Origin of the sequence: Pseudoalteromonas sp. N1230-9, assembly GCF_032716425.1 — a bacterium.
Lineage (GTDB): Bacteria > Pseudomonadota > Gammaproteobacteria > Enterobacterales > Alteromonadaceae > Pseudoalteromonas.
On the sequence record NZ_CP090419.1, the window covers coordinates 1,885,279 to 1,896,722 of the forward strand.

The 11,444-nt window shown below is 38.6% G+C and carries 14 protein-coding genes and 1 tRNA gene; 5 read left to right on the forward strand and 10 right to left on the reverse strand.

Annotated features, from left to right (window positions below; genetic code table 11):
* Positions 1-89: 89 nt before the first annotated feature.
* The 3 genes from astE to seqA all read right to left on the reverse strand — a co-directional run bounded on the left by astE (position 90) and on the right by seqA (position 3,475).
* On the reverse strand, positions 90-1,145 hold the full coding sequence (astE, locus tag LY624_RS08795; RefSeq protein ID WP_237118516.1) for a succinylglutamate desuccinylase: 1,056 nt from the start codon (positions 1,143-1,145) through the stop codon (positions 90-92).
* Positions 1,146-1,224: 79 nt separating this feature from the next.
* Positions 1,225-2,862 (reverse strand): phosphoglucomutase (alpha-D-glucose-1,6-bisphosphate-dependent), encoded by a 1,638-nt coding sequence (gene pgm, locus LY624_RS08800; protein WP_237118515.1) that lies wholly within the window; start codon positions 2,860-2,862, stop codon positions 1,225-1,227.
* Positions 2,863-2,878: 16 nt separating this feature from the next.
* Entirely contained in the window at positions 2,879-3,475 is a 597-nt protein-coding gene (gene seqA, locus LY624_RS08805) for a replication initiation negative regulator SeqA (RefSeq protein ID WP_341802800.1), read from the reverse strand.
* Positions 3,476-3,606: 131 nt separating this feature from the next.
* Here seqA and LY624_RS08810 point away from each other — a divergent pair, with 131 nt between their 5' ends.
* The 5 genes from LY624_RS08810 to fur all read left to right on the forward strand — a co-directional run bounded on the left by LY624_RS08810 (position 3,607) and on the right by fur (position 6,147).
* Positions 3,607-4,371, forward strand: coding sequence for an alpha/beta fold hydrolase (locus LY624_RS08810; RefSeq protein WP_341802801.1), 765 nt, complete (start codon positions 3,607-3,609; stop codon positions 4,369-4,371).
* 98 nt (positions 4,372-4,469) lie between these two features.
* Positions 4,470-4,691, forward strand: a complete 222-nt coding sequence (locus LY624_RS08815) for a DUF2788 domain-containing protein (RefSeq protein ID WP_062569139.1) — start codon at positions 4,470-4,472, stop codon at positions 4,689-4,691.
* 2 nt (positions 4,692-4,693) lie between these two features.
* Positions 4,694-4,972 (forward strand): LexA regulated protein, encoded by a 279-nt coding sequence (ybfE, locus tag LY624_RS08820; protein WP_062569140.1) that lies wholly within the window; start codon positions 4,694-4,696, stop codon positions 4,970-4,972.
* 14 nt (positions 4,973-4,986) lie between these two features.
* Entirely contained in the window at positions 4,987-5,514 is a 528-nt protein-coding gene (gene fldA / locus LY624_RS08825) for a flavodoxin FldA (protein ID WP_130149935.1), read from the forward strand.
* A gap of 189 nt (positions 5,515-5,703) precedes the next feature.
* Positions 5,704-6,147: a ferric iron uptake transcriptional regulator gene (gene fur / locus LY624_RS08830; RefSeq protein WP_062569142.1), complete on the forward strand. Its 444-nt coding sequence runs from the start codon at positions 5,704-5,706 to the stop codon at positions 6,145-6,147.
* A 63-nt stretch (positions 6,148-6,210) separates the two neighbouring features.
* Here the strand turns inward: fur and LY624_RS08835 are convergent, their stop codons facing one another.
* The 7 genes from LY624_RS08835 to LY624_RS08865 form a co-directional block, all read right to left on the reverse strand.
* Positions 6,211-6,828, reverse strand: a complete 618-nt coding sequence (locus LY624_RS08835; RefSeq protein ID WP_130149936.1) for an FKBP-type peptidyl-prolyl cis-trans isomerase — start codon at positions 6,826-6,828, stop codon at positions 6,211-6,213.
* Positions 6,829-6,900: 72 nt separating this feature from the next.
* A complete protein-coding gene (locus LY624_RS08840; protein WP_237118512.1) occupies positions 6,901-7,299 on the reverse strand; it encodes a hypothetical protein in 399 nt (132 codons plus the stop codon).
* A 51-nt stretch (positions 7,300-7,350) separates the two neighbouring features.
* Positions 7,351-7,441, reverse strand: a tRNA-Ser gene (locus LY624_RS08845).
* A gap of 67 nt (positions 7,442-7,508) precedes the next feature.
* Positions 7,509-7,886 (reverse strand): hypothetical protein, encoded by a 378-nt coding sequence (locus LY624_RS08850; RefSeq protein WP_130149938.1) that lies wholly within the window; start codon positions 7,884-7,886, stop codon positions 7,509-7,511.
* A gap of 197 nt (positions 7,887-8,083) precedes the next feature.
* Complete coding sequence (locus tag LY624_RS08855; protein ID WP_341802802.1) at positions 8,084-8,632, reverse strand: NAD(P)H nitroreductase; 549 nt, start codon at positions 8,630-8,632, stop codon at positions 8,084-8,086.
* A gap of 72 nt (positions 8,633-8,704) precedes the next feature.
* Complete coding sequence (locus tag LY624_RS08860) at positions 8,705-9,403, reverse strand: HvfX family Cu-binding RiPP maturation protein (protein ID WP_341802803.1); 699 nt, start codon at positions 9,401-9,403, stop codon at positions 8,705-8,707.
* Between the two features lie 68 nt (positions 9,404-9,471).
* Positions 9,472-11,433, reverse strand: a complete 1,962-nt coding sequence (locus LY624_RS08865) for an oxidoreductase (RefSeq protein ID WP_237118509.1) — start codon at positions 11,431-11,433, stop codon at positions 9,472-9,474.
* Positions 11,434-11,444: the final 11 nt, after the last annotated feature.

The following is an 11,444-nucleotide window of genomic DNA, read 5'->3' on the forward strand; positions in this document are numbered from 1 at the left end:
AATACGCATGGAAAGTTAACTATACAACAAAATAAAACTATTAAAGTCATACAGTTAACTACATTGAAATGGGTGTTAATGCAAAAAATTTAAATAAAGTTGCTATCAACTTTCATAGGGATAACGGTAAGCAAAGCACGCTGACCTAAGGCTACATCTGCATTTGGGAAGATAATCGCTTCACCGTCAACGTCCGCTTCATACCTGGTCTGACCATCAATCGCTAATAATTCACCTTTGGCAAAACCGGTGAAATTTTCCACATCATCAGCAAATGGGAAACTAAAGTCTTCGCAAGTACGGTTTATTGTTCTATAAACTGAAAACAACTCAAAATCTTCTGCATTGAATTCTTTGTATTCAACAGTTTCTTGACTAATTAATGCAGTTAACGTTTGTTTGGTTTTCTCAAAGCGAGACATGTCATTTTCGCCAAATGGCTTTACTTGACCAAGCTCAACCGTAAATGAGTCAGCGCCGTGGACATAAGACGAGTAGTAGCTAAACGTTGTTGCCGCAGATTTCATCATTAATACTGTATTTACGCCACAGCTGAGTAAAAATTGTAACTGCGACTTTTTCCAAGGCTTGCCATGTAAAAATGGATACACTGCAAATTTTTCATTTTTAGAGCCACGTATTGCCGTATGTAGGTCATAGTGAAAACGTTCACTGCTCTGGTTGCCTCGTTCGAAGAAATCAGAAACCACATCTTCAAGTAGCTTTGCGCGCACGCGCTCAGGGTTTGAGGCAATCCCTTCAACAGTATGGTGGCCGTTAAATAAACGGTTTAAGTTTTCATCAACAAAACGCTTACCAATATTAATTGATTTAGGGTTACCAAAAATAAACAATACGCGCTGTTTCAGTGTCAGTTCTTCTGCAATGATTGCTTTGATTAATTGATCGCAGATTTCAATTGGCGCTGTTTCGTTACCATGTATCGCACTTGAAAGCACAATATCTTTATTTGTTTGTTCTTTTGGTTGAAACTCTATGATACCCGTATCATGAACTGTTACATCCGTGCCATTTTTAAGGGTGAATGATGATGGTTCAAGTTGAAATTCATTGCTGCGAGTGAGTGTTAAAAAGTCGCCTGTACGTTTTAATTCATCTAGGTATGCAGAGGTTGAATAGCTCATTGTTCTATCCTAATAATGCGTGAGAGTAGAATACAAAAACGGCTGAGAGTATCAGCCGTTTTAAAAGATAAAAAAGAGATTAGCTAATTACTGAATCAACTAGTTTTTTCGCTTCTTTTTCAAGTAATGCTAAATGTTCTTCACCTTTGAATGATTCAAGGTAAATTTTATAAATATCTTCAGTGCCTGATGGACGCGCAGCAAACCAGCCGTTTTCTGTCACCACTTTTAAGCCACCAATTGCAGCATTGTTACCTGGTGCATGGGTTAGCTTTTGCGTAATGGCATCGCCAGCTAACGTACTTGCAGTAACATCATTAGCAGAAAGTGCTTTTAAACGTTCTTTTTGCTGTGAGGTTGCTGGCGCATCGATACGCTTATAGATAGGCGCACCAAATTCTTGTTCAAGCTCTTTATAAAGTTGTGAAGGTGTTTTACCCGTCACTGCCAAAATTTCAGCAGCGAGTAAACCTAAGATAAAGCCATCTTTGTCTGTGTTCCAAACTGTACCATCGAAGCGTAAGAACGACGCCCCTGCACTTTCTTCACCACCGAAAGCAAGAGTCCCTTTACCTAGGCCTTCAACAAACCATTTAAAACCAACAGGTACTTCTTTTACTTTACGATTGTTACGCTCTACCACTTTATCAATCATGCCGCTTGATACAAGCGTTTTACCAATCGCCACATCTTTTGACCAATCACGATTATTTAATAAGTAATCGATCGCCACCGCTAAGAAGTGATTTGGGTTCATTAAACCATCAGGCGTCACAATACCATGACGATCATAATCAGGGTCATTACCAATACCAATATCATAATCATCTTTGAGTGCGATTAAATTGGTCATGGCATAAGGCGATGAACAATCCATACGAATTTTGCCATCTTTATCAAGTGGCATAAAAGCAAAGCGTGGATCAACATCTTTATTTACGACTGTTAGGTCTAAATTGTATTTCTCCGCGATTACAGGCCAAAAATTAATGCCTGAACCACCAAGCGGGTCAATACCTACTTTTATGTTTGCTTCACTAATGGCTTTTAGATTAATTATATTTTCTAAATCGTCAACATATGGATTAATAAGGTCTTGATATTTTATAAAACCTGAGCGAGATGCTTTAGCAAATGGAAATAGCTCTACTTCAACGAGATCTTCAAGTAGTAACTGATTTGCTCTATCTTCAATCCATTTAGTTACATCAGTATCAGCAGGTCCACCGTTTGGCGGATTATATTTAAAACCACCGTCTTCTGGTGGATTGTGAGATGGTGTAACGACAATACCATCCGCTAATTCATTTGGATTTTGTTTATTATGTGACACAACCGCATGACTGATCACAGGTGTAGGGGTGTATTCGTCGTTTTCTTGCGTAATAACTTGTACTTCGTTAGCAACCAGTACTTCAATAGCTGAATTAAATGCTGCCTCACTCAAAGCATGTGTATCTTTACCTAGAAAAAGAGGGCCAAAAATATCATTTTCTTTGCGGTAATCACAAATAGCTTGAGTAATAGCTAATATATGCGATTCATTAAACTTAACATCGTACGAGCAGCCGCGATGTCCTGACGTACCAAAAGCCACACAATGCTCTGGATTTTGTTCAAGATCAGGCTCATTTAAATAGTAGGCAGAAACCAGTTTAGGTACATTAACTAAGCTTTCTTGTGGTGCGGTTTTTCCTGCATCCGGGTGAATCGCCATAATATTTCCTTATCGGTTATAAATAGTCACGGATTTTTTCAGCGTCATCACTGCTGTAACCTAAACACAGCGCGACTTCGTGAAGCATCATTTTCTTACGTGTTGTATTTGAGTTCGTCATCACCCAATATTCTGTATCGGTAATGTTTTTCGGGTTCATGCTACTACCACTTTCGAGTAATGCTTCTTTACTGGTAGCAAAATAAACGCGATCACGGCCTTTTATATCTAATACATTGACAAATTCATTTTTGTGAGAACGGTATAAGGCAGCTAAAATGAATAAGAAGCGCCCTACAACACCCTTTTGCATTGCAAGCTCTTCTTTGTTCAATACATTAAAAACATTCCCTTTGGCTTGGCTAGTAGCTTTGCTAGGAGCCGTTTTTTCTACTTCTGGCTCAGGCTGTTGTGTATTTTCAGTTGCGTGGTCAGTTACAGGTTCAACGGTTGAGGTTTCTTGTTCACTATGTTCATTCGTTGTTTCTGCTACCGTGTTACCATCAGAAAGGTTTAATAAACGACGCAAAATAGTTGATGCACTTTCACCAATACTTTGAGTGTTACTTGCTATGTATTGATATAACTCGTCGTCTATGTCGATTTTTTTCATGTTATTCCTGTCTTTACGGGTCACATTTTAAAAGTTCTCAATGATTATACCTAAGCTCGAAGTAATTCTCTATGTTTTGCAATTTGTAATTTCGCTAGGCAAAATACAGCGATTAAAAATAGGAGTTTAAAATGCTATTAAACTACCAACAATTGGGCCAAGGCCCTGACGTTGTATTGATCCATGGTTTGTTTGGCTCACTAGAAAACTTGAATGTTATAGCCAAAGCATTAGCTGAAAATTACACTGTTACTAATGTTGATTTACGAAACCATGGTAGGTCATTTCATAGTGAAACGATGAACTACGAAGTAATGGCAGACGATATTTACAACTTACTAAAGAACTTAAACATATCAAATGCACATATTATTGGCCATTCAATGGGTGGCAAAGCAGCGATGCAATTAGCGCTCAAGTACAATGATGTGGTCAATAAGTTGGTTGTATTAGATATTTCCCCTGTAGCAAATAAACCGCGACACAGTGCTATTTTTGCTGGTTTAAACGAAGTGGCTGAATCTAATGTTGCAGATAGAAAAGCAGCAGATCTACTATTAGCAAAACATATCGACGAGATGGGTGTTCGACAATTTTTATTAAAAAGTTTTGCGAAAAACGATCAAGGACAGTATCAATGGCGATTTAATTTAGATGTTTTAAATCAGCAATATGAAAATATTTTGTCGCAACTTGATGAAAATGATTCTTGTTTATGTGATACTTTATTCGTGAAAGGTAATGATTCAGACTATATTTTGGCTGAGCATCGTCCAATGATTATGAATTTATTTCCAAATGCGAAGGCAAAAGTAATTCATGGTGCGGGTCATTGGTTACACGCGCAAAAACCACTTGCTGTAAATAAAGCAATCAGCGATTTTTTACAGCAATAAAAGGCAAGAGAAAATTCACGTTTTTGATCTAGCCCACTAAATTATTATGATTTTGTGTGCTATAGTACGCGCCGTTTAATTTGAAGGTTTATACGTTGATGGTCAGTCAGTTAATTAACGAATTTGATACCTTAGGGTTGTATTTTGGCTTAGCCGGCATTTTCTTTTTTATTGGAATGGCAATTCAAGACGTCCTTAAAAAAGGTGATGTACCAAAATTTGGCCGATACATCGTTTGGTTAGTGCTGTTTTTAGGTTGCTCTGGGTTTATAGCTAAAGGACTTATACAAGTGTTTTGGCAAGGCGCAGGTGTAGGCTAGACATGGCAAAGTCAGAACTAGATAGAACAACACCCGATTTATTTGAATACGAAAAACGCCCTGGTAGGCCTAAAACAAACCCCCTACCTCGCGATATGCAATTAAAAGTGAATAAACGTAATCAAATAAAACGAGATAAAGCACGTGGTTTAAAGCGTGTAGAATTTAAGGTTTCATCACAGTTATATCAAGCATTAAGCGATATGGCAGATGCGCAGAATATTAGCCGTAGCGCGTTGATTGAAACAATTTTACAAGAAAGATTGGCTATTGATAGATAGAAGGTTTTAAATCCATGTCAAGCGTAGGTATTTTTTTCGGAAGCGATACAGGCAATACTGAACACGTAGCTAAAATGATCCAAAAAGAGCTAGGTAAGAAACTTGTCGCTGTTCATGACATTGCGAAAAGCTCTAAAGAAGAGATTGCTGAATTCGATTTGCTATTATTTGGTATCCCTACATGGTACTACGGTGAAGCGCAGTGCGATTGGGATGATTTTTTCCCTGAATTAGAAGAAATCGACTTCGAAGGAAAATTAGTCGCGATATTTGGTTGTGGTGACCAAGAAGATTATGCAGAGTACTTCTTAGATGCTATGGGTATGGTAAATGATATCGTAACAGAGCGCGGTGCAATCGTTGTTGGTAATTGGTCAACTGAAGGTTATGACTTCGAAGCATCAAAAGCACTTGTAGATGACAACCATTTTGTCGGCTTAGGTATTGATGAAGACCGTCAACCAGATCTTACAGAAAAGCGTGTTAAAGACTGGTGTGCTCAGATTCATGACGAAATGTGTTTAGCGGAACTTGCTGATTAATAACAAGTATTACTCGCATTTACTAGCTGCTGTAAAGATGCACAACCAATTCACTTTTGTTTGAAAAACCGGCAATTAAACGAATTGTTCTTTGCACTTAGTAACTAGGCACGTTATTCTACTAGTTGCTAATGTGTCGTGTGCATCTTAATGATGCCTAGTATAACTAAATAAATTGAGACAGATTGAATGACTGATCACAACTTGGAATTAAAAAAAGCAGGGTTAAAAGTAACGCTGCCACGTATTAAAATTTTAGAGATTCTGCAATCTCCAGACAATCAACACATCAGCGCTGAAGATGTCTATAAAATTTTATTAGACAAAGGCGAAGAGATTGGTCTTGCAACTGTCTATCGTGTTCTTAACCAATTTGATGATGCTGGTATCGTATCTCGCCACCACTTTGAAGGTGGTAAGTCGGTATTCGAACTATCAGGAAGTACACATCATGACCACCTTGTATGCTTGAAGTGTGGTAAGGTTGTAGAATTTGAGGATGATCTTATTGAACGTCGTCAAGTTGAAATTGCTGAAGAAAATGGCATTAAGCTAACTAACCACTCACTATACTTATACGGTGAATGCGTTGACACTGAAAAGTGTAAAGAATACGCTGAATCAAATAGTTAATATTTGTATCAGACATAAAAAAACCTGCAGTTAGCAGGTTTTTTTATGTCTATTAGAAACCAATTAGATAATTTCTAATAACTCAACGTCGAAGATTAACGTTGAGAAAGGTGCGATTGCAGCACCCGCACCGCGCTCACCGTAAGCAAGTTCATGTGGTACATATAGGCGCCACTTTGAACCTGTACCCATCATTTGCACAGCTTCTGTCCAGCCTTTGATAACACCACTTACTGGGAACTCAGCAGGTTGACCACGCTCATATGAGCTGTCGAATACTGTACCGTTAATGAGTGTACCGTGGTAATGAGCACGAATAGTAGAATCAGCTGTTGGTTTTTCACCCTCACCTGCTGTAAGAACTTCGTACTGTAGACCTGATTCAGTTACAGTGATCTCTGGGCGCTTTGCATTTTCTTCTAAGAAAGCAACACCTTCAGCAGCAAGTACTTTAGCTTCTTCTTCACGACGCGCTTGAATTTCAGCATTGATTTTTTCAAAAGCAGCTTGAATTGCAGGAATTTCGACTTGGAAATCACTACCGGCATACGCGTCTTTCATACCTTCAAATACAGAGTTAAGGTTTAAACCTTCAAATGGATTCGCTTTTAATTGTTCACCCATTTGTAAACCAATACCATAACTTGCTTTTTCAGCATCTGTTGTAAAAATATCTGACATGTTTAAATTCACGTTTATTAGTTAAAAGACAAAGCCATACTAACATAAAAAAACACTGAATATCGCCTAGTTTTACTGCGTTTGGTCAGTGTTTAAACTAATTCGTTGCTTTATTTTCTCAACGATAAAGGTAGCGATTGGTAAGCTTATAACCATTACTGGAATAAAGTACACATTCATTAACCCTGCCGTGCCTGTAAGAACCAAAGGCACAACAAGTAACCCGCCAAGTGCGATATATGACGCGGCAATAATTGGCCAATGTTTATCATATTTACCAATCAAATGAGCTACAAGCGTATTGAAACCTATACCATATGCAATGGCAGTTAATAGACTGTGTTCTGGCTTAGCATCATGCGCCATTGCAACAAGAACAGTTACACCACTATGATAAAAATAGGAAAAAACTGACCACAGCAACACATGTTTGATAATACGTTGTAGTTTTGAAGGTTCGCTTGTCGGCATTATTTATCTCCAGAAAGCAAAAAACCGCCAGTTAGGCGGTTTTTTAAATAATGGTGGAGAGATAGGGATTTGAACCCTAGAGGGGCTACAAACCCCTGCCGGTTTTCAAGACCGGTGCATTCGACCACTCTGCCATCTCTCCGTACGGCGCGCATAATAGTGTTTACTGAGTTTTTTGTAAAGGTTTATTTTTAAAATATTCAATAAAGTTAATAATATTGCTTGGGCCGTCTTGCTATCCATGAGCAAATCAAGCAAATTAACACGCTTATAAGTGCAAAGGCAGCTGCTTGAACAACAACATCGATGCGATTAAAGTTGTCGCTTGGAACGATAACAAGTAAAAAAGCAGGTAAGCTTGTAAATGTCAGAACGTAGCAACATATTTTAAATGCACGCCCGAAATCAAACCGTTTTGTACTTTGCATCCACCATGTGAGTAGAAATAACACCCCTACGGCCGACAATCCTAAGAATTGGGGAGCTTTAGTCGACATTGCAACAAAAAACGTAATAATAGCGCCAATTAATCCCCATAATGACCAAGCGAACCAATTTTCTTTTTCACGTAAAAATAAGTTTCCCATTTTTCTCGTCTTCTTTATCGTTATTTTTCTGAGACTTCCATTACATTATCAAAAAACAACCGATTAAAAAACATACCGAAGAAGATTTTTTAGTTTTGCGTCCAAGCGCTTCTTACAGCAAAGATAAACTTGAAAAAAGTAACATAAGCAAGCTTAATCAGATCTGACTATTAAAGTACAAGAAAGTTCAAAAATAATTATAAATTTTCAAAAAATCGTGATGGCTCGTGTCTTACCGGCTTTTTGCAGTCCACTTCTGGTGTTCCTAGATATAAGAACCCGACGATTTCATCCTCCTCTTTGCACCCTAAAGCAGATTTCACGAAAGGACTTTGCGCAAAATAACCCGTTCTCCAAATCCCACCTAGTCCTTGCGCAAAAGCAGCTTGTTGCATTGTTAGTACGCTGCATCCAGCACTTTGTACTTGCTCAATACGCGGTACTTTTAGATTATCAACAACATTAGCAATTGCAATTATTACCATGGGTGCACGTAATGGTAGAGATTTTGCTCGTTCAATGGTTCTTGCATCTTGCTGCTCAGCAACTGCTGCTTGGTGATAAATTTCACCTAACTTATGTAGCGCCTCGCCTTGTGCAACAATAAATCGCCACGGTGCTATGCAACCATGATCAGGCACTTTCAGTGCTGCGCGCTTAATAATTGATAATTGCTCTTGTGAAGGGCCTGGTGCAACAAGCCTTGGATCAGACTGTCGAGTTTGTAATAGCGTTAAAGCGTCCATTTTAAATCCGTAAATACATAATACGAAGCCCCTAATTAATAGGGGCTATAAAATTGAAGCTTAACACTTATTCTAGTTATCAATAAAGTCATTAGTTCGCTTTGTAACTAACCAGTAATCAATACTCAAATATCTTCCGCCCCCCATAAAGAATAGGCTCAAAAGCATAACAAAATAAATTGCTGAGAATTCTATACCATTATTTAAAATCACTGGTCGACCTGTTTCGTATAGATAACCGGTATGGCCATGTGTTTCTAATAAATCGCGCATTTTAGTTAATCTTTCTGAGGCTTGCGCTGAATTGTCTAAGCTTTCTTGTGCACCTGGGATATTTACCCAGCTTAAAACACGCGCAGGGCTTGTACTCGCATCTGTAGGAGTAACAGCAAACCAGCCATGTTCACTATGAACAGTCGTTGCGGCTACTAACATGGTAATCATAAGTGGTATAGTCACAAGTCGAGTTAAAAACCCAAAAAACAATAGTATTCCGCCCAAAAACTCTGTCCATGCGGCTAGAAAAGCTAACAGTGCAGGAAAAGGTAAACCAAGGCCCCACTCTTCATTTCCAAACCATGCGATGATATCTTCGGACGCCAAAAAGTATTGATAAAAATGAGAAACATCACCACTCAGTGCAAGCTTATTGAAGCCGGCTATTATCATAACCGGAGCTAAGATAAATCTGATAAGAAGAGCAGGAACACCGTCAAAAATACGGAGTTTATTTAAGGATTGATCATATGATTTTAGTAAAGTATTCAACATTGTGGCCTCAGTTATAAGACTAATAATTAGTATAGACTAAGACCACGTATAGCTGGCGTTTATTTCAATTAGATTTTTCTAGCTACCTGTAACGCTTCAAAAATTGCACGCTTAGCATCAATGGCTGCCGCTAACTTTGCCCCACCAATAACGTGAACTTTTGCATTTTCTTTATCATTTGCAAACGTTTCATTGTTAGACACTTGACCGATACATGCTATGACTGTATCAACATCTAACACTTTCTCTTCGCCTTTGACTGTGATCTTCAAACCCTGCTTATCAAAGCTTAAGTACTGACATTCTGCTATTTGTGTTACACCATGTTGTTTAGCAACTTGGCGATGTATCCAGCCTGTCGTTTTACCTAAGTCGCTACCAAAGCGCCCTTCACTTCGCTTAAGCATATAAAGCTTACGTGTATCTTTGTCTGGCTTGGCTTCACACTCTATTCCCCACTGGGTTTTAAACTGCTCAATAGTTTGACCTTTGTGTTCACTTAAAAATGCCACCATATCAAAACCAATGCCACCAGCACCCAATATAGCAATTTTTTCGCCGAGCTCTACTTCACCTCGAATCACTTCATCATAAGCGAATACACGTTTACCATCACTGCATTCGATTTTCGCTTCACGTGGACGTACGCCCGTTGCAAACACAACGTCATCGTATTGATTAAGCATATTATCTGTAAATTCAGTACCAAGTTTTAGATCAACATTAAGACGCGTTAATTCGTTAGTGAAGTAGTTAAGGGTATGATTAAAATCTTCTTTACCCGGTATTTGCATAGCCAGATTGAATTGACCACCCATTTTCTCTTTGCGCTCAATGAGTGTAACTTTATGACCTTTTTGTGCAAGATAACAACTCGCAGCAAGACCAGCAGGCCCTGCTCCCACAACTAGCACTAAACGTGAAGACGATGCTTTTTCTAAACTATAGTCTAATTCAAACGCCGCTTGTGGATTGACCAAACATGTCGCCCGTTTATTTTTAAATACATGATCTAAACAGCCTTGGTTACAACCAATGCAAACATTAATTTGTTCAGACTTATTATTAATGTATTTATTAAATAACTCAGGATCAGCCAAAAGCGGGCGAGCCATAGAAATAAGATCTGACTCACCTGCCTCTAAAATGCTATTGGCAATTTCAGGAGTATTAATACGATTTACAGCCACAACAGGTACTGACACAGTGTCTTTTAACCTTTTCGAAGCTTCTTTAAATGCACCAGGCGGAACCATACTGGCAATAGTTGGAACACGCGCTTCATGCCAACCAATTCCAGTATTGAATATGTCTACTCCCGCCTGTTCAAGTGCAATAGCTTGTTGCTTGACTTCATCAGGCGTTGAACCATTAGGGATCAGATCCATGACTGATAGGCGAAAAACAATAATAAATTTCTTAGTTACTTTTGCTCTAACAGCTTTAACAATCTCAACAGCCAAACGCATGCGATTTTCTAAACTACCGCCATAGCTATCGGTACGTTTATTTGTGTGATTAGCCATAAATTCATTGATCAGATACCCTTCTGAACCCATGATTTCAACACCATCATAGCCAGCTTTTTCAGCAAGCTTTGCAGAGTTCGCAAAATCTTTGATGGTCTTTTTAATTGAACCTAGTGACATTGCTTTAGGTTTATAAGGATTGATAGGTGCTTTAATTGCACTTGGCGCTTGGTTAAATGGATGATAGGCATACCGTCCAGCATGCAATAACTGCAAGCAGATTTTTCCACCTTGCTCATGCACAGCCTCTGTATAAGCACGGTGTTTAATCACATCATAATAAGAGCTAAACGTTGAAGCAAATGGGGTTAGTTTACCACGTATATTTGGGCTATACCCGCCGGTAATAATTAAACCTGTGCCCCCTTTCGCCCTTGCTTCATAAAATGCACGTAAGCGTTTACGGTTATGCCAGCCTTCTTCAAGTCCTGTATGCATTGATCCCATAACCAAACGATTACGAAGTTCAGTATGCGGTAATTGTAATTTTTGTTCTAACATGTGTGCCCCGT